Raw genomic sequence first — 25,183 nt, 5'->3', positions numbered from 1 at the left:
AGAATATCCGGCCGAAGAAAATCCGGTGTGACCCGGGCCACCCGGACGCTATGGTCGGTCAATTCCAGCAATCCGGACAAAGCCATGAATCGCCCAAGTTGCACCCTCATTGCCCTCTGGGTGTTCGCGGCTGTCGGATCGGCCGCGGCGGCCGACGTACCTGTTCCGGCCTATGTCGGGACAGACGCCTGCGTTGCCTGCCACACCGCCGAGGCCGAGGCCTGGACCGGATCGCACCACGACCTTGCCTGGACCGAGCCGACACCCGACAATATCCTTGGCGATTTCAACGATGTAACCTTCAGCCATCGCGGTGTGACCACGCGGTTCACGCGCGAGGGCGACACATCCTACATCGAAAGCGACGGACCCGACGGGAAGATCACGAAATGGCCCGTGGCGGGCGTGATCGGCATCACCCCGCTGCAGCAGTATTTCGTCGAGACCGAACCCGGCAGATACCAGAGCTTCGACATCCCCTGGGATACCAAGCTCGATCGCTGGTATCACATGTATCCCGACCAGCATTTGCCGGCCTCGGACGCCTTTCACTGGACCGGCCCCTACAAGACCTGGAACAACCGCTGCGCCGAATGCCATTCGACGGATTTCAAGCGCAACTACGATCCTGCGACTCGCGCCTATCACAGCACCCAGTCCGAGATCGGCGTCGGCTGCGAGGCGTGTCACGGTCCCGGTGCCGCGCATCTGGCCTGGGCAGAGGCCGGCGGCACAGGTGCAGGCGACGTGGTCCGGCCCGAAGGCTGGGACTGGGCGGTGCTGTCTCCGACCGGGCTGACCATAGATTACGCCAGCGGGACTGCCGAGACCCAGATCCAGCAATGTGCCGGCTGCCATTCCCGCCGCGGCATCCTCGAGGAGGGCTCGCCGCTGCCCGGCACCCCCTATCACGACGCCTACCGGCTCTCGACCTTGCGCAACCCGCTCTACTGGCCGGACGGACAAATTCGCGACGAAGTATACGTTTACGGCTCGTTCCTTCAGTCAAAGATGAACGCGAACGGGGTGCGCTGTTCGGATTGCCACGACGTGCACAGCGGCCAGCGCTATGCCGAGGGCAACGGCATCTGCCTCGCTTGCCACTCGCCCGCCGGCAACCCCCGGTTCCCATCGCTCCGGCTGGCCGATTACGACACGCCCGAGCATCACTTTCACGAGCAGGGCAGCGAGGGCGCGCAATGCGTTTCCTGCCACATGATCAAGCGCACCTATATGGGCATCGACGGGCGGCGCGACCATTCGTTCCGGATCCCGCGGCCCGACCTGACGATCGCGACCGGGGCGCCGAACGCCTGCACCGATTGCCATGCCACCGAAGGCCCCTATTGGGCGGCGGCCGAGATCGAAAAGCGGTTCCCCGACCCGATCCACCGCGGCGCAAGCTTTGCCACCACCTTCCACGCCGCCGAACAGGGCGACCCGCGCGCCGATGCGGGCCTGGCCGAGATCGCCACGACCGCGGCACAGCCCGGCATCGTGCGCGCCACCGCGCTCGAGATGCTGGCGGCCTCGGCGACGGCCGAAACTGCGGCACGGATGGCACCCTTGCTGCGCGACCCGGATCCGCTGGTGCGGGCGAATGCCGCCGGGGTGCAGCGCGCTGCCCCGCCCAAGGATCGCGCGCCGCGGCTGGCCCCGCTGCTGGTCGATCCGATGCGCAGCGTAAGGATTGCCGCGGCGCGCGAGATGCTGACCGTCCCGCCCGCCGACGTTCCGGCGGACGAGACCGCGGCACTGGCGGCGGCGATGGCCGAATGGCAGACCTCGCTGTCGAGTCAACTCGACTTTCCCGAGGCCCAGATGGTGCTTGGCGGCATCGCGCTGACCGACCGCGACCTGCAGGGCGCGCTGACGGCCTTTCACGAGGCGGTGCGGCTCGACCCCCAGTTGACGCAGGCCTGGTCGATGGTCGTGCGGCTCCAGATGATCGCGGGCGGCGCCCCGGCGGCGCGCGCCGCCCTGGCCGAGGGACTGGCGGCAAACCCGAACGATCCCGGCCTGTTGCAGTTGCAAGGCCAGCTTCGTTGAAGCCGGGGCGTTTCCGTGCGGCGAGATGCGTTGAACCCCGCCGCGTCCGGTGCCATCTGTGGCCGAGGAAGCCGTCCGCGCCGATGCCGGGCGGCCAAAGCACCTGACCAGAGAGGATTGCCGCAATGACCGACCTGCCCCTGAAGGATCCAAGCCTGCTGCGCCATGCGGCCTATGTCGCCGGGCGCTGGATCGAAGCCGACCCGGGCACCGGAATCGCGGTCACCGATCCCGCGACCGGCAAGGTGTTGGCCCATGTGCCAAGGCTTGGCGCCACCGAGACCCGCGAGGCGATCGCCGCCGCCGAGGTCGCACGCCACCCCTGGGCTGCCCGCACGGCCAAGGAACGCTCGGCGATCCTGCGCCGCTGGTTCGAGTTGATGATGGAGAACCAGGATGACCTCGGCCGCATCCTGACCGCCGAACAGGGCAAGCCGCTGCCCGAGGCGAAGGGCGAGATCGCCTATGGCGCCAGCTTCATCGAATGGTTCGCCGAGGAAGCCCGCCGCGCCTATGGCGAGACCATCCCGGGCCACATGGCCGACAAGCGGCTGGTGGTGATTTCGCAGCCGATCGGGGTCGTCGCCGCGATCACGCCCTGGAACTTCCCCAATGCCATGATCACCCGCAAGGCCGGTCCGGCGCTGGCCGCGGGCTGCGCGATGGTTCTGAAACCCGCCTCGCAGACCCCGCTTTCGGCGCTGGCACTTGCGGTTCTGGCCGAACGCGCCGGCATTCCCGCCGGGCTGTTTTCGGTCCTGACCGGTTCGGCCGGCGACATCGGCGGCGAGATGACGGCCAATCCGCTGGTACGCAAGCTGACCTTCACCGGCTCGACCGAGGTGGGCGCGATGCTCTATGCCCAATGCGCGCCGACGATCAAGAAACTGGGGCTGGAGCTGGGCGGCAATGCGCCCTTCATCGTCTTTGACGATGCCGACCTCGATGCCGCCGTCGACGGCGCGCTGATCGCGAAGTTCCGCAACAATGGCCAGACCTGCGTCTGCGCCAACCGGATCTATATCCAGTCCGGGGTCTATGACGCCTTTGCCGAACGCCTGTCGGCACGGCTGGCCGAGTTGCGCACCGGCAATGGGTTCGACGAAGGCGTCACCTTCGGCCCGCTGATCGACGACAAGGCCGTGGCGAAGGTCGAAGAGCATATCGCCGACGCCAAGGCCAAGGGGGCGCAGGTGGCCATGGGCGGGCATCGTCATGCGCTTGGCGGCACCTTCTTTGAACCGACGATCCTGACCGGGGTTACCGCGGACATGGCTGTGGCCAGTGAAGAGACCTTTGGCCCCGTCGCGCCGCTGTTCCGGTTCGAGACCGAGGCCGAGGCGGTAAAAGCCGCCAACGACACCGAATTCGGCCTCGCCGCCTATTTCTATTCCCGCGATCTGGCGCGGGTCTGGCGCGTCGGCGAGGCGCTCGACTATGGCATGGTCGGCATCAACACAGGGCTCATCTCGACCGCCGAGGTGCCCTTCGGCGGCGTGAAGCTGTCCGGCCTCGGCCGCGAGGGATCTCGCCACGGGCTCGACGAGTTCATGGAGCTGAAATACCTGTGCATGGGTGGGATAACGCCTGCGACAGGGGCCTGATCGGGGCGGTCGGTTCCGGGTCGCCGCGACCGACCCGCAGAACGCAAAACGCGGGGGGCCTTGCAGCCCCCCGCGTTTCATTTTGTGCAACGTTCAGATCTAGTTGGCGTACCAGGCGATGAAATACCCGGCGACGACCGCGGTGCCGATCACGCCTGCCACGTTCGGACCCATGGCGTGCATCAGCAGAAAGTTGCCCGGGTCTGCGCGCTGGCCTTCGACCTGGCTGACCCGTGCTGCCATGGGCACGGCCGAGACCCCGGCCGAACCGATCAACGGGTTGATCTTGTTCTTGCTGAACACGTTCATGACCTTTGCCATCAAGACCCCGGCTGCCGTGGCGACGCCAAAGGCAACGACGCCAAGTCCAAGGATCTCGATCGTCTGCGCATTCAGGAACCGCTCGCCGGTCATCGTGATGCCGACCGAGGTGCCAAGGAAGATCGTCACCACGTTGACGACCTCGTTCTGGGCCGCCTTGGTCAGGCGCTCGGTGACAAGGCTTTCGCGCAGGAAGTTGCCCAGCATCAGCATGCCGATCAACGCCGAGGCTGCCGGGACCAGCAGGATCACAACGATCGTGACCATGCCGCAGAAGATCAGCTTTTCAAGCCGCGATACCTGCCGCAGCGATTTCATGCGGATCTTGCGCTCTTTTTCGGTCGTCAGGGCGCGCATGATCGGCGGTTGCAGCATCGGAACCAGCGCCATGTAGCTGTAGGCCGCCACGGCGATGGGGGCGAGCAGATGCGGCGCGAGCTTGTTCGCAAGGAAGATCGAGGTCGGACCGTCGGCGCCGCCGATGATGCCGATTGCCCCCGCTTCCATCGGCGAGAAGCCGAGCAGGTTCGCGCCGAGGAACGTCGCGAAGACCCCGAACTGGGCCGCGGCGCCAAGCAGCAGCGTGCGCGGGTTGGCGATCAGCGGACCGAAGTCGGTCAGCGCTCCCACTCCGAGGAAGATCAGGGGCGGAAAGATCTCAAGCTTCACGCCCATGGAGATATAGTAGTAAAGCCCGCCGCTCTCCTCGCCCATTGGCGGGTTGACCAGACCTTCGGTCGGAAGGTTCGCAAGCAGCGCACCGAACGCGATCGGGATCAGCAGCAGCGGTTCGAACTTCTTAAAGACCCCAAGATACAGCAGCAGGGCGATAACCACCCACATCACCATCATCTGCAGTGTTACATCGTTGATGGCGGTCAGATTCCAGAGCTGCAGGAGCTTGGAGGGTTCCGTGATGGTGCCTTCCATGGAAGGGCCCCCTTGTCAGGAAAGGGTGATAAGGACCTGTCCCTCGGTCACTGTCGTGCCGGGGGTCACGTTGATGGCGGCGACGGTGCCGTCCTGGGGCGCACCGATCGAGGTGTTCATCTTCATGGCCTCCAGAACCAGCAGCTCGTCGCCGATGCTGACCTTCTGGCCAACAGCGACCGCGACGCTGATCACGGTGCCGGCCAGAGGGCTCGGAACACCGCCCGGACCGGCAGCGGCGGCAGGCGCCGCAGCCGGGGCTGCCGCAGCAACCGCTGCAGCGGGACGGGCTGCGGGGGCGGGGCTTGCCGCGACGGGCGCGGCGGCGGCGGGGGCAGAGGTCGCGTCGAGATCTTCCACCGTCACGTCGTAGGCGATGCCTTCTACGGTGATCCGCAAACGTTTCATTGATTTTTTCCTCTCAGAATATTGGGGGTCTCACCACCCAGCGTGGGCCGGGTCGGACCCCAGTCGGTTCGGATACGGTGGCCCGTAAAGGTCTGAATTCGGCCTTCCAGCGGCCACTCACTGACCTTGTGGCCGGGTGCGGCAACGCGGGTCACGCGGTAGCCTGCACCAAGTGTATGGGCAACGGCTGCGGCGATGGCGGCCAGATGATGGGCCGGCACCCCTGCGGCGGCGGTACTCGCCGCCGCAGGTGAGGCCACAGGTTGGGCTGCTGCCGCTGCGGCAGCGGCCGCGGCCCTGTCGGCGATGCGGATGAAGACGCTGCCCACCAGTGCGCAGGCCCCCCAGATCGAGGCCAAAACCAGCATCACAACCGCAAAGCCCGTGCCGATCAGTTCCAGATTGTCGAGCATGGAGAAGAACCTTCTCTTACAGCGGGATGTTGCCGTGTTTCTTGGGCGGCCGGGTCTCGCGCTTGGACATCAGGCCGCGGAGCGTCAGAGCGATCGCACTGCGCGTCTCGCGCGGCTGGATGACGTCCGCCACGAACAGCATTCCCGCCGAAAGATAGGGCGATGCAAATTCGGCGCGATAGTCGTCTGCCAGTTCCTTTGCCTTGGCTTGCTTGTCCTCGGTCTCGGCCAGTTCCTTACGGTAAAGGATGTTGACCGCCCCGTCCGCCCCCATCACGGCGATCTCGGCAGATGGCCATGCCAGCACCCTGTCGGCGCCCATGTCCTGGCTGCACATCGCCAGATAGGCTCCGCCATAGGCCTTGCGCATGATCACCGTGATCTTCGGCACGGTGGCCGAGGCATAGGCAAACAGCATCTTGGCGCCGTGCCGGATGATGCCACGGCGCTCCTCGTTGACGCCGGGCAGGAAGCCCGGGACATCGACAAGGGTGACAAGCGGGATGTTGAACACGTTGCAGAACCGCACGAAGCGCGCCGCCTTGTCGGAGGCATCGATGTCGAGCGTGCCGGCCTTCACCGTCGGCTGGTTCGACACGAAGCCCACCACCATGCCGCCGATCCGGCCAAAGCCGATGACGATGTTGGCGGCGAAGGATTCCATCACCTCCAGGAAATCCCCGTCGTCGGCCAGACGCTCGATCACCCTGCGGCAATCGAACGGGGTCTTCGAATCTTCCGGCACCAGATCGTCGATGACCGGATCGTCGGCAATCGACAGGTCGGGTTCGATCCGGTGCGGCGGGTCCATCATGTTGTTCGACGGCAGGAACGACAGCAGCCGATGCACGATGGCGACGGCATGGGCGTCGTTCTCGGCGATGAAGTGGATGTTGCCCGAGACCGAGGCATGGGCCTGAGCCGAGCCGATCTCTTCCATCGTGGTGACCTGCCCGGTGACGGCGCGGATCACTTCGGGCCCGCAGATGAACATCTGTGCATGTTCGCGGGTCATGATCAGGAAGTCGGTCAGCGCCGGGCTGTAGGCCGCGCCGCCGGCGCAGGGCCCCGCGATCACCGAGATCTGCGGCACCACACCCGAAAGCTGGACGTTGCGATAGAACACCTGGCCATAGGCCGACAGCGCGCCGACGCCTTCCTGAATGCGCGCCCCGCCCGAATCGTTGAAGCCGATGACAGGAATGCCCGCCTTCACCGCATGATCGAGCGTGTGGCAGATTTTCTTCGAGTGGATCTCGCCCAGCGAGCCGCCCGCCACGTCAAAGTCCTGGCTGAATGCCGCGACCGGGCGGCCGTCGACAAATCCGGTACCGGTGATGACTGCGTCGGTGGGGATGGATTTCTTTTCCATCCCGAAGTGGCGGGTCTTGTGTTGGGCATGCAGACCGAATTCCTGAAACGTGCCCTGCGAGAACAGCGCGTCGAGCCGTTCACGGGCCGTCAAGCGCCCCTTGGCATGCCGGGCCTCGACCTTGCTTTTGCCGCCGCCTTCCAGTGCGACAGCGCGCCGCTTCTCCAACTCGTCCGCGAGAGCCTTCGAGATCGCCATGATAAAACCGCTTTGCTAGGGCCGCATCCAGCTGGATACGGCGTTTTCCGGAGAGTGGCGGGGCCATTCCCCGCGTGGAGGCCGTCCTCTTGGGCGTTCCGAAGCTGCCGTTACGGCGCTGGGGTCACTGGCCCGCGAGAAGATGCTCCCTTCTGGCGGGGTGCTTATTGCGCTCTTCTGGACGAGAGATAAAGGGAAACCGCCGTCGCAGGCCCGCGACCAGCCGACGCGCTTTGGTTGTAGCCGACGGCATACCGTTTCGGCAGGGACTGTGCTGCGTCCGACCGCCCCGGCACGCGGCAGCGCTTCGGGGCCGATTTCGCGGACGCCTGCCGCATTTCCTGTCGCACTTCTTCGGCACAGCCTCGGGGCGCCGCCGCACCGAACCCGCACCCGCCCAAGTATAGTCCTTCAAAAACAGATACTTCCAGGCCATGCCAATGTGATTACCAGCACTCTTGCGGCCCCGCCCCGGCGGCCTTACCTTCAGAGGGGAAAAGAACCAGCAGGGACGCCCTCCATGGCCATGCAGGCCCACGAAATCGAAAATCTTCTTCGCGAAGCCTTCCCACAGGCCAGTATCACCGTCACAGACATGGCCGGCGACGGAAACCACTTCGCTGCCGAAGTGCAGGACGAAAGCTTCCGTGGCATGAACCGAGTCCAGCAGCAGCGCGCCGTCTATGCCGCACTCAAGGGCAAGATGGATGGCGCCGACGGCGAGCTTCATGCCCTGGCCCTGACCACGAAGGCCCCCGACTGACCAGCCCTCCGGGGCCGTTAACCGAACCCTCTCAAAGGACGCGACCATGAGCGCACAGGACCAGATCAAGCAGACCGTCACCGACAACGATGTCGTTCTTTTCATGAAGGGCACCAAGATGGCGCCGCAATGCGGGTTTTCGCAGCGAGTCGCCGGGGTGCTGAACTACATGGGCGTCGAGTTTCTCGACGTGAACGTTCTGGCCGACGACGACGTCCGCCAGGGCGTGAAGGAATTCTCCGACTGGCCGACGATCCCGCAGCTCTACGTCAAGGGCGAATTCGTCGGCGGCTGCGACATCATCACCGAGATGACCATGTCGGGCGAACTCGACAAGCTGTTCGAAGACAACGGCGTGACCTACAACAAGGACGCCGCTGAAAAGATCCGCGCCGCCAACGCCTGAGTTTTTCACACCCGATCCGGCAGGTCCGCGAAGGGTCAGGGATGGCCACTGCAGCGGCCACCGCCGGAGACGGCGCCGAGCGTCGTTCAGGCTTTGGGGACGCCCCACAATCGAAATGGCGCTTGAGGCGCAAGTCTGCGCCTCAAGCGCCTCTCGGCAAAACGATCCCTGTCCGAAACAGCATCCGGGCCCGGGATTTGCGCGCCCCGCCAGACAGGCAGCCGGCACGCGGAACGCGTGCCACGCCCAAGGCGCGAAGGTGCCGTAAGGCTTTGACAAGGGGCGGGAGCGTCTGGCGCGGGGCCTGACGACTCACCCCTGCCACCTCAGCCAGGCATCTTCTCCTCGGCAAGGTCGGCCAGCGCTTCGGCCCGGACCACCATGTCTGCAAGACTGCGGGTCAGTCCGGCGGGCACAACCTCGATCCGCTCGGGCTCGGGCCTCGGCATCGACTTCATCTCCTCGATCAGCCGTTCCTGCCGGGCAAGCTTTTCTTCGGCCGCCTCGGCCCGTTCCTCATAAGCCGCCGTGCGGTCGGCCAGCATCAGCCCGGCCATCAAGAGCATCCGCACCTCGGGCATCCGCCCGATCTGGCTCATGACGGTCTGGGCCTCGCGGTCGAGCATGGCGGCGGCGGATTGCAGGAACGGCTCTTCGCCTTCCTGGCAGGCAACGGCGAAATCCTTGCCGCCGATCGTGATCTTGACCTCAGGCATCGATCCCCTCCTTTACCAGCGGCTCCAGTGCCGCGATCAGCTCGTCAAGCTCGGCGCGATCGGCGTTGCGGGCGTCGAGCACGGCTTCAAGCTCGGCCTCAAGGCCCACAAGCCGTTCTTGCAGCCGTACCTTGGTTGCGTCGAGCGTCTCGATCCGCTGGCGCAGATCGGATTCGGTCCGTGCCTGCGCCTCGAGCGTCTCCTGCAGGCGGGCAAGCTCTGCATCACTGGCAGCGCCACGCGCACGTTCGGCCTCTGCTTCGGCCCGCGCGGACGCGGCCTCTGCCTGTGCTTCGTCAAGCGCTGTCGCTGCGGGGGCCGCGACAAGCCCGTCCATGGCGCGGCCGATCCGCGTCATGGCCATTGCCAGCCGTGCCTCCAAATCGGCGAATTCGTTCATGCTGCCTTCCCCATCGTCTTTGATTTATCATTCGGCACCGGCCCGCCTGTCGCCGCGAATCGGCATGCCGTTGCGTAGGGACAAGTTTACCCAACACGCGCCCGGAATGCTCGCCTCTTGTGCTCAGGCACTTAGCCAACATACTTCAAGTCGGTCACGGCGGCTTGACCCCTTCGCCGCCGCTGTTACACCGGCCCTCGGTCCCGACCCCCGCCAAACCGGCCCGGCGCGGCGAAAAAGTAAAGGAAAACGCAATGGATATTGCAGCCTTGAGAGAAGCTCACCCCGATCATTGGCAGAAAGCCTGTGCCATCCGAGCTCTGACACTCGACGCCGTCGCCGCGGCGAATTCGGGCCATTCCGGCATGCCGATGGGCATGGCCGACGTTGCCACGGTTCTGTTCGAAAAGCACCTGAAGTTCGATGCCACCAACCCCGAATGGCCCGACCGCGACCGGTTCATCCTGTCGGCGGGCCATGGCTCGATGCTGCTTTATTCGCTGCTCCACCTGACCGGCTCGCCCGACATGACGCTGGAACAGATCAAGAATTTTCGCCAGCTTGGCGCGATCACGGCCGGTCATCCGGAATATGGCCACGCCCGCGGCGTCGAAACCACGACCGGCCCGCTGGGCCAGGGCATCGCCAATTCGGTCGGCTTTGCCATCGCCGAGGCGCATCTGCGCGCGACCTGGGGCAAGGCGGTCTGCGACCACTATACCTATGTGATCGCCGGCGACGGCTGCCTGATGGAGGGCGTGAGCCAGGAAGCCATCGCACTCGCCGGCCGCCAGGAGCTGAACCGGCTGATCGTGCTGTGGGACAACAACGGCATCACCATCGACGGCAAGGTCGATATCGCCGACCGCACCGACCAGAAGATGCGCTTCAAGGCGTCGGGCTGGGAGGTGCTGGAATGCGACGGCCACGATCCTGACGCGATCGACGCGGCCCTGACCGCCGCCAAGGCCTCGAACCGGCCGACCATGATCGCCTGCAAGACCCATATCGCGCTTGGCTCGTCGGCGCAGGACACCTCGAAGGGCCACGGCGCGCTGAGCGATCCCAAGCTCGTCGCCGATACCAAGGCCGCCTATGGCTGGCCCTATGGTGCGTTCGAGATTCCGGCCGAGATCAAGCAGGCATGGGAGGCAATCGGCGCCCGCGGCAGCGCAACCCGCGCCGAATGGGAGGCCCATTTTGCCGCCCTGCCCGGCGCCAAGAAGGCGCGGATCGAACGCGCGATTGCGGGCGAGGCTCCGGCGCGGCTGGCGAGTGCGCTGCGCAGCTATCGCAAGAAGCTTGTCGCGGACGCCCCCAAGGTCGCGACCCGCAAGGCCAGCGAAATGGCGCTCGAGGTCATCAACCCGCTGATGCCCGAAACGCTCGGCGGGTCTGCGGACCTGACGGGGTCGAACAACACCAAATCCTCGGGCATGGAGGATTTCGGGCCCGCCAACCGCAAGGGCCGCTATATCCGCTATGGCATCCGCGAGCATGGGATGGCCGCGGCGATGAACGGCATGGTGCTGCACGGCGGTGTGCGCCCCTATGGCGGCACCTTCATGTGCTTCACCGACTATGCCCGCCCCGCGATGCGTCTGTCGGCGCTGATGGCGGTGCCGGTGGTCTATGTCATGACCCACGACAGCATCGGTCTGGGCGAGGACGGGCCGACGCACCAGCCGGTCGAACATCTGGCAATGCTACGCGCGACGCCCAACATGCGGGTGTTCCGCCCGGCCGATGCGGTCGAGACCGCCGAGGCCTGGGAACTTGCGCTGACGCTGACCGACGCACCGTCGGTTCTGGCATTGTCGCGGCAGAACCTGCCCACGGTCCGGTTGGTGCACAAGACGGCCAACCAGAGCGCCCAGGGCGGCTATGTGCTGGCCGAAGCCGAGGGCAAGCGTCAGGCTGTGCTGATGGCGACCGGATCCGAGATCCAGATCGCGCTTGCCGCCCGCGACCTGCTGCAGGCCGAAGGGATCGGCACCCGCGTCGTCTCGATGCCCTGCATGGAGCTGTTTTCGGACATGGACGACAGCTATCGCCGCCGTGTTCTTGGCGGCGCCGGTCCGGTACGGGTGGCCATCGAGGCCGGTGTCGAACAGGGCTGGGAGCGCTGGCTGTGTGGCGACGGCGGCAAATCCGCCAAGGCAGCCTTTGTCGGCATGAAGACCTTCGGCGCATCGGCGCCGGACAAGGCGCTGTACGAGCTGTTCGGGATCACGCCGGAAGCCACCGCCGAAAAGGTCAAGGCGCTGCTCTGATCGACACGCGACCGGGCGGGGGCCAGCGGCTCCCGCCCGGCCGGACCTCGCCGGGTCGACCGGCCCGCCGAAACGGTCAGTGTCGGGTCGCCGGGCGGAACAGGCCCGCAAACGGGACCAGCACATAGGTTGCCACGGGCACCAGAACCGCCCCCAAGACGATCCCGAACACCCCGCTGGCAAAGGCAGAGACCGACCAGGCGACAGCCCCGGCCAATTCCGGCGGAACGGCCTTTGCCGCAGTCTGGGCGGTTTCGTGGATCCAGTGGGCAGGCGCGGCAAAGCCCAGACCCTCTGCCCCGTGGATCACGATGCTGCCGCCGACCCACAGCATCGCCGCCGTGCCGACCAGCATCAGAAGACGCATGAATACCGGCATGAAGCGGACGACGCCGCGCCCGAACGCCCGGGTCGGCGCAAAATGGCCGCGCCGGGCCAGAAACAGCCCGACATCGTCAGCCTTCACGATCAGCGCGACCGAGCCATAAACCAACGCGGTGATGCCGATGCCGACAATGGCGAGGGTCAGCGCCTCTTCCAGCAGGCTCGAATCTGGGATCGCGGCAAGCGCGATGGTCATGATCTCGGCCGACAGGATGAAGTCGGTCTTGATCGCCCCGGCGACGCGGCTTTCTTCGAGCGAGGGGCCATCGGCGGTCTCAGCCAGATTCTCGCCGCTGTGATGGCCGGGACTGAGCGAGTGCAGCACCTTCTCGGCGCCCTCGAAACACAGATAGGACCCGCCCAACATCAGCAGCGGCGTAACCAGCCATGGCGCGAAGGCACCAAGCAGCAGCGCCGCGGGCAGCAGCACCAGAAGCTTGTTGCGGATAGACCCGAGCGCTATCCGCCCGACGATGGGCAACTCGCGCGCAGCCGGGAATCCGTGGGTGTATTTCGGCGTCACCGCGGCATCGTCGATCAGCGCCCCCGCGGCCTTGGCCCCGGCCTTTGCCGCGTCGTCGACAACCCCGCCGGCAAGCTTGACGGTGGTCCGGGCCGCCTGCCCGGCCACATCGTCGATCGAGGCCGCGGCCACCTTGGCCAGTGCGGCCACATCGTCCAGAAGGGCGAGCAAACCGCTCATCATGACCTCGTGCGCTGACAGGTTTCGCTTGTGACCCTAAGGGGCCGAGGCGCCGGCGCCAAGGGGAGCCGGGCGCGGCACCGCTTTTACCCTGCGGCTCAGACCCCGGGCAGGCTGTCGAGCCCAAAGTCGCGGCGGATTGCGGCAACCTCGGCCTCGGGCACCAGATGGCGCTGCATGTAGTCGAGCTTGCCGCCAAGGTTGCCGCGGCGTTCGACCATGTTCTCGCCGTGATTGACCAGATAGATCGCGGCCGCAAACGGCACCGGATCCATCGCCAAGCCATGCGCCGCCATCTGCGCCGGGATCCGGCCATGGGCGCGCAGCTTGGTCAGAAGCTTGGCCGAGCCACGGGCGCCGGCACGGAAATCGACCCGGATCGCGTTGCTCGACCCGCAATAGCGGTTGAAGGGGATATTGCTGGCGGCGTCCGGGGATTTCGGTGCCAGACGCGCGAACAGCCCCGCTGCCAGATCGGCCATATAGCCCGTGTCGATCAGATAGCCGCGGCCGTTGTCGTCAGACAGCACGTGTTCGACAAAGCGCGGGTGCAGGATGTCGTCGGCGTCGAACTGCATGTAATAGCCGTCGGCCGCCACGGTCCGCGAGATATGGCGCAGCAGTGCCACGCGCTTGTCGCCCTTGTCATAGAACTTGTCCGAGCCGTCGAACGGCAGAAAGCTGACCCTGTCGTCGAAAAGGCCCGCATCGGGCCGGTCCTGGCCGCAGACCACGGCCTGCCAGTCGCCACGGCTCTGGGCGCGGAACGAGGCAAGGGTGCGCGCGAGGTTCGCCTCGACCATCCCCCAGTCACCGGCACGCCGGCGCGAGACCAGCGGGACCGCGAAGAACATCTGTGGCCGGTCCGAGGGTGGCAGGGCCTGCGCCCATTGCCGCCACAGCCAGCCGCCGGCCCGCATCTGCGGCCCGGTCTTGCCTTTCAGCAGGTTGGAGATCTGTTTTCCGAAGGCTTCGGCCATCGCGCCGCCTCGTCCTTGTTCGACGGGTCGAGCCCTAGCCTCTTGCGCCACGCTCTGCAATCACCACCTCGGGGCGGTGACTGACGCTGTTCTTGGGCTGTCCGAAACGGTCGCAGAGGGCCGCATAGACATGGGGTGTCACGAATTTCGAGGCATTGCCGCCAAGCCGGGCGATTTCCTTGACCAGCCGCGAGGCGATCGCCTGATGCTGCGCCTCGGCCATCAGGAACACGGTCTCGACGGAATCGTCGAGCTTGCGGTTCATGCCAACCATCTGGAATTCATATTCGAAATCGGCCACCGCGCGGAGACCGCGGATAATCATCTGCGCCCCGACATCGTGTGCGCAGTTGATCAGCAGATTCTCGAACGGATGCACAACGATCTCGCAGCCGGTCTCTTCGGACACGCGGCGGCATTCGATCTCGATCATCGCGACCCGTTCCTCGAGGCTGAACAGCGGGCCCTTGTCGCGGTTGATGGCAACCCCCAGAACCAGTCGGTCGACCAGTACGGTGGCGCGACGGATGATATCCAGATGCCCCAGCGTGACCGGATCAAAGGTTCCGGGATAAAGTCCGATACGCATCAACTGCGCTCCCTGCTCTCCTCCACAAGGATACGACACCCTCGCCCTGCTATTGCCGCTGCAGGTGCCATATCCTCTTTCCCGGAGGAACATCTAGCATGCCGCGATGCAGCACTCCATATCGGATTTCAGGCCCAGCCACGATCTGCCGCAGGCATCGGCCGGCCGCATCCGATGTCACGGCCGGAAATGCGCTGCTGACCCGGGTTCAATGGCCCATGATCATCCCTTCCAGGGCGTCCTTTTCCATCGCGAGTTCGAGAAGCCGCGCCTTCACCACGTCGCCGATGGTGATGATGCCGACCATTTCGCCGCCTTCGATCACCGGCATGTGGCGGAACCGGCCCTCGGTCATCCGGATCAGTACGGATTCGGCCTGTTCGCTCAGGTCGCAGGTTTCGATCTTGCGGGTCATCATGTCGTCGACCTTGTCGGCCATGCAGGCGGACCCGCGCCGGCCAAGCTCGCGCACGATGTCACGTTCGGACAGGATACCGGCACAATCCTTGCCGTCCTTCGAGATCACGACCGAGCCGATCCGCTTTTCCGAAAGGATCCTTGCCGCTTCTTCCACCGACAGCCCCGGGGCGACGGTGATCACCCCTTCGGCCGCTTTGCCCTTGAGAATGTCTCTCACAATCATTTCTGCATTTCCTCCATACCTGCCGCAGGTTGTTCCCTTCACGCAGCGTCATCGCTGGTGCGTACCCTTGTCAACAGTCTCGAACGCGAACCATGGCTTGGCGGATGCCGACGAGCAGAAGTTCGGCAAATCGGGTCAGACGGCGCACGCCTGCATCGTCGGCATGGCGGATCAGGAAAAAACTGCGGTCGAGCGAAAATTCCTCGGGCAGGACCGGAACCAGCACATCGTCGCCGACCAGGGCAAAATCGTGGACGACCGCCACCCCGGCCCCCTGGCGCGCCATGTGGAACTGCACGGCGACCGAATTCGAGGCGAGCCGCGGACGGTCGGCGCCGATCTTGCCGAGATAGTCGAGTTCCTTGTCAAAGATCATCTCGGGGATATAGCCGATCAGGCGGTGCTGCTTGAGATCCTCGAGACAGCCGATTACCGGCGTCTCGGCGAGATAATCGCGCGAGGCGGCAAGGATCAGGCGATAGTCGACGATCTTCTGAACCGTCAGCCGGCCGGCCGTCGGAACGCTGACCGCGATTGCCATGTCGGCCTCGCGCCGGTTCAGATTGAAGACCCGCGGCAGCGCGACAAGCTGGACCTCCAGTTCGGGGTGGTCTGACACGATGCGCGCGAGAACCTTTGGCAGAAGGAAGTTGGCGCAACCGTCGGGGGCGCCGATCCGCACCGTGCCGGACAGCCGGTCGCCCTGCCCGCGCACCGCATCCTCGGCATAGGCCATGGCCTGCGCCGCCTCTTCGGCGCGCGGCAACAGCCGCTCGCCTGCCTCGGTCAGGGCATAGCCCTGCGGCGATTTCAGGAACAAGGGCACACCTAGCGCGGCCTCCAGCCGCCCGACGCGCCGCCCTACGGTCGCGGGATCGAGTTTCAGCGTTGCGCCTGCCCCTGACAGGCTGCCGTTGTTGGCCACCGCCAGGTACACGCGCAGATCGTCCCAACTTGGCCCCATCGTATCCATCCTGCAATTCTGCAAACTCTTTTTGGCAACCTGCCACTTCTCAGGGCATTCCCGCAAGGCTAGGGTCTGGGCGAAACATGCAGGAGGAGCACATGCAGGAAATTGGTCATTACATTGGTGGCAAGCAGGTCGCCGGAACGTCCGGCCGCTTTGCCGATGTCTTCAATCCGGCGACGGGCGAAGTGCAGGCCAAGGTTGCGCTCGCCTCGAAAGCCGAACTCGACGCGGCGATCGCCGCCGCAGCCGAAGCCCAGGTCGCCTGGGGTGCCACCAACCCGCAGCGTCGCGCCCGGGTGATGATGAAGCTCGTGTCGCTGTTGAACCGCGACATGGACAAGCTGGCCGAAGCGCTGAGCCGCGAACACGGCAAGACCCTTCCCGATGCCAAGGGCGACGTGCAGCGCGGGCTCGAGGTGATCGAATACTGCATCGGCGCGCCGCAGATGCTGAAGGGCGAGTTCACCGATTCGGCCGGTCCCGGCATCGACATGTATTCGATGCGCCAGCCGCTGGGGGTCGTTGCAGGCATCACGCCGTTCAACTTTCCGGCGATGATTCCGCTGTGGAAGATGGGTCCGGCGTTGTCTGCGGGCAACGCGATGATCCTCAAGCCCTCGGAACGCGACCCCTCCGTGCCGATGATGCTGGCTGCGCTTTGCACCGAAGCCGGCCTGCCCGATGGCATCCTGCAAGTCATCAACGGCGACAAGGAGGCGGTCGACGCCATCCTCGACAACCCGACCGTCCAGGCCGTGGGCTTCGTCGGCTCGACCCCGATTGCGCATTACATCTATCATCGCGCAGCCGAGAACGGCAAACGCGCCCAGTGCTTTGGCGGCGCGAAGAACCACATGATCATCATGCCCGACGCTGACATGGATCAGGCGGCCGATGCGCTGGTCGGCGCGGGCTTTGGCGCGGCGGGCGAACGCTGCATGGCGATTTCGGTCGCGGTGCCGGTGGGCGATGAAACCGCCGACCGGCTGATCGAAAAGCTTCTGCCGCGGATCGAGAAGCTGAAGGTCGGGCCCTATACCGCTGGAGACGACGTCGATTACGGCCCCGTGGTAACCGCCGCGGCCAAGGCCAACATCCTGCGTCTGGTCGATTCAGGCGTCGAACAAGGCGCCGAACTGGTGGTCGACGGCCGCGACTTCTCGCTGCAAGGCTATGAAGACGGCTATTTCGTCGGCCCCTGCCTGTTCGACAAGGTCACGCCGGACATGGAGATTTATCGCAAGGAGATCTTCGGCCCGGTCTTGTCGACGGTTCGCGCCGGGTCCTACGAGGAAGCGCTCGGGCTGGCCATGGACCACGAATATGGCAACGGCACCGCGATCTTCACCCGCGACGGCGACACCGCCCGCGATTTCGCCAGCCGGATCAACATCGGCATGGTGGGCATCAACGTGCCGATCCCGGTGCCGCTGGCCTATCACACCTTCGGCGGCTGGAAGAAATCGGGCTTTGGCGACCTGAATCAGCACGGGCCGGACGCCTTCCGGTTCTACACCAGGACCAAGACCGTGACGTCGCGCTGGCCCTCGGGCCTCAAGGAAGGCGGCGAGTTCCACTTCAAGGCGATGGACTGATCCCATCGACGGCGCCGCCGGCCATTTCGGCCGGCGGTTCCATTTTGCGGGTTTCGGCTCAGGCCGGCTGCAACGCGGCAAAGGCCGTTGCAACCGCGTCACGCCAGGGCGTTGTCGGACGTCCGATCAGGCGTGACAGCGCCTTGCCGTTGTCCTTGAGCGATCCGTCTGCCGCCTGCCGGTCACTGTCGGCCAGGATATCGGCAAACCCGGCCGGAAGGCCCGCGCCCACCAGAAGCTCGCGATAGGCATCCTCGCTCATGTCGGCATAGACGACGGGCCGGCCGGCGAGTTGCGACAGCTCGGCCGCGAACTCGGCCAGGGTGAATCCTTCGTCGGCGGCAAGTTCCAGCACCGCACCGGCGTCGAACTCCGTGGCCGCCAGCACCTTGACCGCCGCGGCGGCGTAATCTGCCCGCGTCGCGGCAGAAATGCGCCCCTCGCCCGCGGCCCCGGCATGGGCGCCATGGGCCAGTGCGGTCGGGATCGACCCGGTGTAATTCTCGACATACCAGCCGTTGCGCAAAAGCACATGGGGCAGGCCCGAGGCGGCAAGAAGGGCCTCGGTCTCGCGGTGCTCGACGGCCAGTTTCATGGCCGATGTGTCGGCGCGCAGGATGCTGGTATAGGCCAGCCCCTTGACGCCGGCACGAACGGCCGCCTTGATGACATTGCGGTGCTGCGGCACGCGCTTGCCGATCTCGCTGCCGGAAATCAGCAGCACGCGCTCAATGCCGGTCATGGCGGCATCGAGGCTGGCCGGATCATCATAGCTGCCGATCCGGGCCGCGACACCCTTGGCCTGCAGTGCCTTTGCCGCGGCTTCGCTGCGCACGAGCCCGGCAATATCTGCGGCGGGAAGCTCGGCCAGCAGGCCGTCGATCACAAGCGTGCCAAGCTGACCGCTGGCACCGGTGACGAGAATTCTGGGGGTGGTCATGGGGTCGTCCTTTTCTGTTCTATAAAGTCTCGAATCGGGATATGGTCTCTTACGTAGACCATACGATCGGGATCGGTAAGGAGGCAGTTTCACATGACCAGGGAACCCGAGAGTAACCTCGCGACCCGCTTCGCCCCCTATCTGAGCTATCCCGCCGACGGCGCCGGACCTTCGGCCTGCCCGGTGCGCGACGTGCTGGACCGGCTGGGCGAGAAATGGACGACGCTGATCGTGATGAACCTGTCCGAGGGGCCACGGCGGTTCAGCGCCCTGCACCGCAGCGTCCCCGACATCTCGAAACGGATGCTGACCCAGACCCTGCGCCTGCTGGAGCGCGACGGCATCGCCGCGCGAACGGTCTTTCCGACCAAGCCGCCCAGCGTCGAATACAGCCTGACGCCGCTTGGCCAGTCTTTGCTGGAGCCGATTGCGCAGCTTGTCGCCTGGGCCGAAGACAGCCACGACCGGATCCGCGCGGCGCGTCAGGATTTCGACCAGACCTTGACCTGAGATCGGCCAGCCAATTGCTGTCGGCTTTACACGAACAAAAACGCCCCGCCGGATCCCGGCGGGGCGTCTGTCATTGCAGGGTCGATCATTCGCGCCGATCGACCGGCGGCGACCGGGGCCGGCAGCACCGGCCCGGACCGCGAGCTTACTGGGTGCAGGCGCGGATCTTTTCGATATCCGGACCGTTCGGCGTGCGGCCAAGGTTGAACGGCGCCGAGGCGTCGCGCCAATTGGCATAATCCTGCAGATATTCGAGCTGGCTGAGATAGACCTTGGCCGAATTCGGGTTCTCGCAGGCCGTCTGCTCGATCACCGCGTTCGCCATTTCCTGGATCTTCGCCAGGGTTTCGTCGTCATAGCGCGTGATCTCGATTCCGGCCTCCTTGAACTCCTTGTAGGCGTCGGTGGCGCGTTTTTCGGTGAAGGCGAGCGACCAGACCAGAGTCGCGTCGGCGGCAATCTGAAGCTTCTCTTGCGTTTCCGGGGACAGCGCATCCCAGGCCTGCTTGTTGATCATCACGCCAAAGACCGACGCCGACTGGTGCCAGCCGGGCGTGGCCCAGGCCTTGGTCACCTGCTGAAAGCCGGCCGACCAGTCCACGTTCGGGGTCGAGAACTCGGCGCCGTCGATCACGCCGCGTTCGAGCGCCTGATAGATCTCGCCACCGGCCATGGAGACCTGGCTGCCGCCCAGCTGTTCCAGAAGCCGGCCCTGTTCGAGGCCCGAAACCCGCAGCCGCTTGCCCTTGAGGTCTTCGAGGGTGCGGATCGGCTCGTTGGTGCGGAAACCCGACTCGTTGTTGGTCACGCCATAGGGCAGATAGACCATGCCGAACTGGCCGTAGATGTCGTTATACATCTGCGCCCCGCCCCATTCCTCGATCCAGTTCACGTAATCGACGGCGTTGAACAGGCTCGCGGTGGTGGCAAGCGGCGAGAACGCGGAATCGCGGCCGGCCCAGTACCCGGGCCAGTCCGCGCCGGCCTGGATCGTGCCGGATTCGACCGCCCCGAACACTTCGCCCGCAGGCACCAGCGACCCGCCCTCGTAGAAGTCGATCGACAGCTCGCCCGCGGTCAGCTTGTTGGCAAGCTCCACGAAATGCTGGTCGGTCGCGATCAGTTCCAGAGACGACGGCCAGGTCGTGGTCATCGTCCAGCTTTCCGCTGCCATCGCCTGCGATGCAAACACCGTGGCAAGGGCCGCACCGGAAAGGTAAAGCGTCTTGATATTCATGGGGAACTCCTCCTCAGTTTCCTCAATTCGTGCCATAAAGCGCGTGCGGCAACCAGGTCACCAGGGCCGGGAAGACCGCCACGCAAATGCACATCAGCACAATCAGAACAATGAACGGCACGACGCCCACGATGATATCCCGGGTGCGCACCGATTTTGGTGCGATGGCCCGCAGATAGAACAGCGCATAGCCGAAAGGCGGTGTCAGGAACGAGGTCTGCAGCACCACCGCCATCAGCACCACGAACCACAACAGGTTGATATCGAGCTCCTGCACGATCGGCAGGAAGATCGGGAACGACAGCAGCACGATCCCGGTCCAGTCGAGGAAGGCGCCAAGAATGAACACGATCCCCATCATCACGGTGATCAGCAGCCAGGGCTCCATGTCGAGGCCGCGAATGATCTCCTGCGTGGCGCGCAGACCGCCGGTGATGTTGAACACCCCGGTGAAGGCCGTGGCACCGACGACAATGAACAGGATCATCGCCGAGGTTCGCCCGGTCTCGATCAGTGCGCCATAGAAGGTCTGCCATTCGAACCGCCCGCGCAGCAGCACGATGGCAAGCGCCAGGAACGCGCCGATGGCAGAGGCCTCGGTCGCCGTCGCGATACCCGCCAGCAGCGAGCCGAGGATCCCGAGGATCAACACCAGCGGCGGCATCGCTTCCAGCGCCAGCAACCGCAGCAGCGTTCCGCGGCTGACCTGTTCGTCGGGCTGGACCGAGGGCGCCATGTCGGGCCGCACCATCGCCACGACGGCGACCCAGACCCCATAGAGCAGGCCGAGCAGGACCCCCGGCACCATCGAGCCGGCAAAAAGCTCGCCCACCGAAAGCGGCGAATAGCTGGCCATCAGGATCAGCATGATCGAGGGCGGGATCAGGATGCCAAGGCACCCCGAGGCCGCGATCACGCCGGTCGTCAGGGTGGGTGAATAGCCGTATTGCAGCATCGGGCGCAGCGCCATGACGCCCATCACGGTGATCGAGGCGCCGATGATGCCGGTTGTCGCCGCCAGCAGGATCGAGATGAAAACGACGGCCAGCGCCAGCCCGCCGCGGACGTTCGACAGCAGCAGGCGCAGGGTCTCGAACATTCGGTCGGTGACGCCGGAATCCGACAGGAACCGCGCCATCAACACGAAAAGCGGGATCGCGATCAGCGTGTAATTGTCGAGAACGTCGCCGAAGATCCGGTTGATGACGATGCCGAGCGCCATCGGCTTGCCGGCGATCAGCGCGCCCAGAACCGCGGTGCTGCCCAGAACAAAGGCAAGCGGATGGCCCATGAACAGGCCCAGCAGCAGCAGGCCGAACATGCAAAGCGCAACGATTTCAGGCGTCATTGAGGTGCACCGGATAGCGAAGGACAAGTTTCAGGAACTCGGAAATGCCCTGCAACAGCAAAAGTCCGGCGGCGACGCACATCGCCATCTTCAGCGGATAGACCGGCAACTGGACCGAACCATACGTGGTCTCGCCCTGTGACCAGGACCGCAGGGCGAAGTCGTAGGAGCGGGTGAAGAACACCCAGGCAAACGGAAAGAAGAAGATCACGTAGCCGATGATCTCGACCCAGCGGCGCGGATTGGGGGCAAGCATTTCCGTCACCAGATCGACGCGGACATGGGCCTGATGCCGGAGCGCATAGCCACCGAGCATGACGAAATAGAACCCGTACATCTGCTTGGTGACATCGAATGCCCAGCGTGTCGGCGCATTGAACACGTACCGCATGATGACGTCATAGATGATGATTGCTGCAAAGACGATTGCCACCACGGACACGACGCGGCCAACCGCCTCATTCACAGCATCAATGATGCGAATGATCAAATCCTCTCCCCCTTTGCGCTGCCAGCGCGGCGCCTTGATACGGTGCCGCGTCCTCCTCGCGCTTGCGGGCATGGAAGCATCGCGACGGCCATGGGGCAAGGTAATTTTTGGCCATTTGACAGAACATTACGTTACAGAGCCAAAGAGCCGAGCCAGTTGCCGGTGGCAACGTTTTCACGCCGTCTTGCGGGCTGGCCAGCCTCGCCGAACCTGCAGCGTCGTCGCCGTTCCGCAGCGATCTGTCCGTCGGAAACCGGCCTTCTCCGGCCATCGACGCCCATGAACCGCCATCCGGTCGACTAGTCCGAGGGCAGCGTGGCGTCCCCTGCCCCAAGGGCAAGCTGCATGACCACCACGTCGATCCAGCGGCCATGCTTGAACCCGACCGAGCGCAGCACGCCGACATCGGCAAAGCCGAGGCTGCGGTGCAGCCCGACCGAGCCTGCATTGCCCGAATTGCCGATGATCGCCAACATCTGGCGCGCCCCACCGGAACCGCAGAGCGCGATCAACCGGCGCAGCAGCGCCTTGCCAACCCCGGCCCCCCGCGCCTCGGGGGCGATATAGACCGAATCCTCGAGCGTGAAGCGATAGGCCGACCGGGCGTGATAGCGTCCGGCATAGGCATAGCCCACGACCGCACCGGCACGCTCGGCCACCAGCCACGGCAGTCCGGCGTCGCAAACCGCCTGCCAGCGCCGCGTCATTTCCGACAGGTCTGGCGGCACTTCCTCGAAGGTGGCGATGCCGTGCAGCACCTCGTGGGTATAGATCCTGTGGATCGCGGCCATATCGGCCGGCTCTGCCGCGCGCACTATCAGGTCGCTCATCCCTTGCCCCCCTTCCGTTCATCCCGGGCGGCGGCAACGAAGCAGGCTTGTCCGGAAAAGGGAATGCTCCGCATGCCTCTGCCGTTGCGGCAACACGGCGAATGCGGAAGACCTGCCCGCATTTGGGCATCTCTGCCCGGCCCGCGAGCAAACCGTTATAGACCGTCGCTACAGCGGCCCGCGGCGCTTTCCCGGCTCCACCATCCGATCAAAAATCGAATATTTTCATTAGAATGGCGATTGATGGCAATGCAGCACGCGAACTGCGGCTCAGCCAAGCCGATCCTTTATCATCGGCCCGACGACCCCGAAATCCATCCGTCCGGTATATTCGGCCTTCAGCGCGGCCATGACCTTGCCCATGTCGCGGATGCTCGTGGCCTTGGTCGCGGCGATCGTCGATCCGACAGCCTTTTCAATCTCTTCTGCGGTCAACTTGCGGGGCAGGAATTCCTCCAGCACTGCGATCTCGGCGCGTTCCTTCTCGGCCAGTTCCAGCCTTCCGCCTTCCTCATAGGCGCGGACGCTTTCCTGCCGCTGCTTGACCATCTTGCCGAGGATCTGCAGCACTTCGGTATCCGGCACGCCATCCACCACGCCCTCGCTCCGGGTTGCGATGTCGCGATCCTTGATCGCTGCCGTGATCAGTCGCAGGGTCGACAGACGGTCGGCCTGCTTGTTGCGCATCGCGTCCTTCAGGCCGGCGCTTACCCGATCTCTCAACAGTGTCATCGTCATCCTCGAGCGTTCCAATCCAGAACGCGAGATTTAGTTAATATCGTCTGCCATCGCAAGCGGCCCGATCCGGCACGTCATGGTGAAGGCCGGTGGCGACGCGGGCGCCTTGACGGGCTGCGCCTGCGCTCATAGGGTGCGGCCGATTTGCCCGCAGGAGTTCGTCGATGCCCCACCCCAGACCCACCGCTTGCCTCGCTCTGGCCGACGGCACGCTGTTTTTCGGTCAGGGCTTCGGCGCCCATGGCCAGACGGTGGCCGAGCTGTGCTTCAACACCGCCATGACCGGCTATCAGGAGATCATGACGGATCCCTCCTATGCCGGTCAGGTCGTGACCTTCACCTTCCCCCACATCGGCAATGTCGGTGTGACCGACGAGGATGACGAGGCCGCAGAACCTGTCGCCGCCGGCATGGTGGTGAAATGGGATCCGACCCTGCCGTCCAACTGGCGCGCCACCGGGCCGCTGACCGAATGGCTGGCGCGTCGCGGCCGGATCGGCATCGGCGGGATCGATACCCGCCGGCTGACCCGGGCGATCCGGCAGCAGGGCGCCCCGCATGTCGCCCTTGCGCATAACCCCGAGGGTGTTTTCGACATCGAGGCGCTGGTCGCCGCAGCCCGCGGGTTTTCGGGTCTGGTCGGGCTCGATCTTGCCCGTGAAGTCACCTGCGCCCAGTCCTATCGCTGGGACGAGATGCGGTGGGCCTGGCCCGAAGGCTACCTGCCGCGCGCGACCCCGGGCCACCGGGTCGTCGCCATCGACTATGGCGCCAAGCGCAACATCCTGCGCTGCCTCGCCTCGGCCGGATGCGACGTGACGGTTCTGCCCGCCACCGCCACCGCCGACGATATCCTCGCCCATTCTCCCGAAGGCCTGTTCCTGTCGAACGGCCCCGGGGATCCGGCGGCGACCGGTGCCTATGCCGTGCCGATGATCCGCGAGGTCCTCGACCGCTCTGCCATGCCGGTGTTCGGGATCTGCCTTGGCCACCAGATGCTGGCGCTCGCACTTGGCGCGCGCACGATCAAGATGAACCACGGCCACCACGGTGCCAATCATCCGGTGAAGGATCTCGAGACCGGCAAGGTCGAGATCACCTCGATGAACCACGGCTTCACCGTCGACAGCCAGAGCCTGCCTGCCGGCGTGGTCGAGACCCACATCTCGCTGTTCGACGGGTCGAACTGTGGCATTCGTCTGGCCGACCGGCCGGTGTTTTCGGTGCAGTACCACCCCGAAGCCAGCCCCGGACCGCAGGACAGCTATTACCTGTTCGAACGCTTCGTGGCGGCGATGCAACAACAAGCGGCCTTTGCCTGACGGCACGGGTCCGCAAAGTCGTCTCAGTTAATACAATCTTAACCATGTCGT

General features: G+C 65.1%; 25 protein-coding genes. 8 read left to right on the top strand and 17 right to left on the bottom strand.

Annotation, left to right across the window (positions count from 1 at the left end; all coding sequences use genetic code 11):
* Positions 1-84: 84 nt before the first annotated feature.
* Both DQG17_RS05100 and DQG17_RS05095 read left to right on the top strand, forming a co-directional pair.
* A complete protein-coding gene (locus DQG17_RS05100) occupies positions 85-2,049 on the top strand; it encodes a multiheme c-type cytochrome (RefSeq protein ID WP_116131662.1) in 1,965 nt (654 codons plus the stop codon).
* 125 nt (positions 2,050-2,174) lie between these two features.
* Entirely contained in the window at positions 2,175-3,653 is a 1,479-nt protein-coding gene (locus DQG17_RS05095) for an NAD-dependent succinate-semialdehyde dehydrogenase (protein WP_255415634.1), read from the top strand.
* Between the two features lie 99 nt (positions 3,654-3,752).
* On the opposite strand, the gene DQG17_RS05090 is transcribed toward DQG17_RS05095, so the two are convergent.
* From DQG17_RS05090 to DQG17_RS05075, 4 genes are read right to left on the bottom strand one after another with little or no spacing between them, the layout of a single operon-like run.
* A complete protein-coding gene (locus tag DQG17_RS05090) occupies positions 3,753-4,904 on the bottom strand; it encodes a sodium ion-translocating decarboxylase subunit beta (RefSeq protein ID WP_116131661.1) in 1,152 nt (383 codons plus the stop codon).
* Positions 4,905-4,919: 15 nt separating this feature from the next.
* Positions 4,920-5,312 carry a biotin/lipoyl-containing protein gene (locus DQG17_RS05085; protein ID WP_116131660.1) on the bottom strand — a complete coding sequence of 131 codons (393 nt, stop codon included), beginning with the start codon at positions 5,310-5,312 and terminating at the stop codon, positions 4,920-4,922.
* The gene (locus DQG17_RS05080) at positions 5,309-5,725 is read right to left on the bottom strand and encodes an OadG family transporter subunit (RefSeq protein ID WP_116131659.1); all 417 of its coding nucleotides are present in this window, start codon (positions 5,723-5,725) and stop codon (positions 5,309-5,311) included. Before DQG17_RS05080 ends, DQG17_RS05085 begins: the two co-directional genes overlap by 4 nt.
* A 16-nt stretch (positions 5,726-5,741) precedes the next feature.
* Positions 5,742-7,295 (bottom strand): acyl-CoA carboxylase subunit beta, encoded by a 1,554-nt coding sequence (locus DQG17_RS05075; RefSeq protein ID WP_116131658.1) that lies wholly within the window; start codon positions 7,293-7,295, stop codon positions 5,742-5,744.
* A 520-nt stretch (positions 7,296-7,815) separates the two neighbouring features.
* On the opposite strand from DQG17_RS05075, the gene DQG17_RS05070 reads away from it, so the two are divergent.
* Complete coding sequence (locus DQG17_RS05070) at positions 7,816-8,058, top strand: BolA/IbaG family iron-sulfur metabolism protein (RefSeq protein ID WP_116131657.1); 243 nt, start codon at positions 7,816-7,818, stop codon at positions 8,056-8,058.
* Between the two features lie 46 nt (positions 8,059-8,104).
* A complete protein-coding gene (gene grxD / locus DQG17_RS05065; protein ID WP_116131656.1) occupies positions 8,105-8,464 on the top strand; it encodes a Grx4 family monothiol glutaredoxin in 360 nt (119 codons plus the stop codon).
* A 326-nt stretch (positions 8,465-8,790) separates the two neighbouring features.
* Here the strand turns inward: grxD and DQG17_RS05060 are convergent, their stop codons facing one another.
* Both DQG17_RS05060 and DQG17_RS05055 read right to left on the bottom strand, forming a co-directional pair.
* Positions 8,791-9,180 (bottom strand): cell division protein ZapA, encoded by a 390-nt coding sequence (locus DQG17_RS05060; RefSeq protein ID WP_116131655.1) that lies wholly within the window; start codon positions 9,178-9,180, stop codon positions 8,791-8,793.
* Positions 9,173-9,580: a hypothetical protein gene (locus DQG17_RS05055; protein WP_116131654.1), complete on the bottom strand. Its 408-nt coding sequence runs from the start codon at positions 9,578-9,580 to the stop codon at positions 9,173-9,175. The genes DQG17_RS05060 and DQG17_RS05055 overlap by 8 nt, the downstream gene beginning before the upstream one ends.
* A gap of 254 nt (positions 9,581-9,834) precedes the next feature.
* Here DQG17_RS05055 and tkt point away from each other — a divergent pair, with 254 nt between their 5' ends.
* Positions 9,835-11,853 (top strand): transketolase, encoded by a 2,019-nt coding sequence (tkt, locus tag DQG17_RS05050; RefSeq protein ID WP_116131653.1) that lies wholly within the window; start codon positions 9,835-9,837, stop codon positions 11,851-11,853.
* Positions 11,854-11,929: 76 nt separating this feature from the next.
* Here tkt and DQG17_RS05045 read toward each other — a convergent pair whose 3' ends face one another.
* The 5 genes from DQG17_RS05045 to DQG17_RS05025 form a co-directional block, all read right to left on the bottom strand.
* Positions 11,930-12,940: a DUF808 domain-containing protein gene (locus DQG17_RS05045; RefSeq protein ID WP_116132593.1), complete on the bottom strand. Its 1,011-nt coding sequence runs from the start codon at positions 12,938-12,940 to the stop codon at positions 11,930-11,932.
* Positions 12,941-13,038: 98 nt separating this feature from the next.
* A complete protein-coding gene (locus tag DQG17_RS05040) occupies positions 13,039-13,920 on the bottom strand; it encodes a glycosyltransferase family 2 protein (RefSeq protein ID WP_116131652.1) in 882 nt (293 codons plus the stop codon).
* A 34-nt stretch (positions 13,921-13,954) separates the two neighbouring features.
* A complete protein-coding gene (coaD, locus tag DQG17_RS05035) occupies positions 13,955-14,509 on the bottom strand; it encodes a pantetheine-phosphate adenylyltransferase (RefSeq protein ID WP_116131651.1) in 555 nt (184 codons plus the stop codon).
* 208 nt (positions 14,510-14,717) lie between these two features.
* A complete protein-coding gene (locus tag DQG17_RS05030; protein WP_116131650.1) occupies positions 14,718-15,152 on the bottom strand; it encodes a CBS domain-containing protein in 435 nt (144 codons plus the stop codon).
* Positions 15,153-15,222: 70 nt separating this feature from the next.
* Positions 15,223-16,116 (bottom strand): LysR family transcriptional regulator, encoded by an 894-nt coding sequence (locus DQG17_RS05025; RefSeq protein ID WP_116131649.1) that lies wholly within the window; start codon positions 16,114-16,116, stop codon positions 15,223-15,225.
* 101 nt (positions 16,117-16,217) lie between these two features.
* On the opposite strand from DQG17_RS05025, the gene DQG17_RS05020 reads away from it, so the two are divergent.
* Positions 16,218-17,717: a CoA-acylating methylmalonate-semialdehyde dehydrogenase gene (locus DQG17_RS05020; RefSeq protein ID WP_116131648.1), complete on the top strand. Its 1,500-nt coding sequence runs from the start codon at positions 16,218-16,220 to the stop codon at positions 17,715-17,717.
* A gap of 58 nt (positions 17,718-17,775) precedes the next feature.
* On the opposite strand, the gene DQG17_RS05015 is transcribed toward DQG17_RS05020, so the two are convergent.
* Positions 17,776-18,657 carry an NAD(P)H-binding protein gene (locus DQG17_RS05015; RefSeq protein WP_116131647.1) on the bottom strand — a complete coding sequence of 294 codons (882 nt, stop codon included), beginning with the start codon at positions 18,655-18,657 and terminating at the stop codon, positions 17,776-17,778.
* A gap of 93 nt (positions 18,658-18,750) precedes the next feature.
* Here DQG17_RS05015 and DQG17_RS05010 point away from each other — a divergent pair, with 93 nt between their 5' ends.
* Positions 18,751-19,167: a helix-turn-helix domain-containing protein gene (locus tag DQG17_RS05010; RefSeq protein WP_116131646.1), complete on the top strand. Its 417-nt coding sequence runs from the start codon at positions 18,751-18,753 to the stop codon at positions 19,165-19,167.
* A gap of 145 nt (positions 19,168-19,312) precedes the next feature.
* Here the strand turns inward: DQG17_RS05010 and dctP are convergent, their stop codons facing one another.
* The 5 genes from dctP to DQG17_RS04985 all read right to left on the bottom strand — a co-directional run bounded on the left by dctP (position 19,313) and on the right by DQG17_RS04985 (position 23,810).
* Positions 19,313-20,404 (bottom strand): TRAP transporter substrate-binding protein DctP, encoded by a 1,092-nt coding sequence (dctP, locus tag DQG17_RS05005; RefSeq protein ID WP_116131645.1) that lies wholly within the window; start codon positions 20,402-20,404, stop codon positions 19,313-19,315.
* A gap of 22 nt (positions 20,405-20,426) precedes the next feature.
* Entirely contained in the window at positions 20,427-21,752 is a 1,326-nt protein-coding gene (locus DQG17_RS05000) for a TRAP transporter large permease subunit (protein ID WP_198666026.1), read from the bottom strand.
* Positions 21,742-22,242 carry a TRAP transporter small permease subunit gene (locus tag DQG17_RS04995; RefSeq protein ID WP_116131644.1) on the bottom strand — a complete coding sequence of 167 codons (501 nt, stop codon included), beginning with the start codon at positions 22,240-22,242 and terminating at the stop codon, positions 21,742-21,744. Before DQG17_RS04995 ends, DQG17_RS05000 begins: the two co-directional genes overlap by 11 nt.
* A gap of 299 nt (positions 22,243-22,541) precedes the next feature.
* Positions 22,542-23,072, bottom strand: a complete 531-nt coding sequence (locus tag DQG17_RS04990; RefSeq protein ID WP_116131643.1) for a GNAT family N-acetyltransferase — start codon at positions 23,070-23,072, stop codon at positions 22,542-22,544.
* 270 nt (positions 23,073-23,342) lie between these two features.
* On the bottom strand, positions 23,343-23,810 hold the full coding sequence (locus DQG17_RS04985; RefSeq protein WP_369907980.1) for a GatB/YqeY domain-containing protein: 468 nt from the start codon (positions 23,808-23,810) through the stop codon (positions 23,343-23,345).
* 164 nt (positions 23,811-23,974) lie between these two features.
* Between DQG17_RS04985 and carA the strand changes: the two genes are divergently transcribed.
* Complete coding sequence (gene carA / locus DQG17_RS04980) at positions 23,975-25,132, top strand: glutamine-hydrolyzing carbamoyl-phosphate synthase small subunit (protein WP_116131641.1); 1,158 nt, start codon at positions 23,975-23,977, stop codon at positions 25,130-25,132.
* Positions 25,133-25,183: the final 51 nt, after the last annotated feature.

Source organism: Tropicimonas sp. IMCC34043, assembly GCF_003390845.1.
In the GTDB taxonomy this organism is placed as follows: domain Bacteria; phylum Pseudomonadota; class Alphaproteobacteria; order Rhodobacterales; family Rhodobacteraceae; genus Tropicimonas.
This window is presented reverse-complemented; position numbering and strand designations above follow the sequence as displayed.